Raw genomic sequence first — 238 nt, 5'->3', positions numbered from 1 at the left:
GATAATGATCCTGAACAATGCCTGTGTATCTGTCATCCCAACAATGTAGGCGGCCTCCAGATGATGCTTCCCGACAGATGAATACGCACTGCGAAAAACTTCAGGTAAATAAGCGCCCGTATGTAAAGAAAACGTCATCATCACAAATAAGACACGATCCCAATGATTGATTTGAATCCCGGCCACAAGCAAAAGCTGAGGCAGTACAAAATAAATCAAGAAGAGCTGAACAATTAAA

Annotated in this window: 1 pseudogene; it reads right to left on the bottom strand. The window is 42.0% G+C overall.

Features of this window, described 5'->3' with window-relative positions:
* Positions 1–238: pseudogene (locus SB660_RS23630) on the bottom strand (amino acid ABC transporter permease); the annotation flags it as partial.

This window comes from Bacillus sp. SIMBA_005 (genome assembly GCF_046535585.1).
GTDB lineage: Bacteria > Bacillota > Bacilli > Bacillales > Bacillaceae > Bacillus > Bacillus pumilus.
Note: the sequence above shows the minus strand (reverse complement) of the source record. Positions and strands in the feature narration are given on the sequence as shown.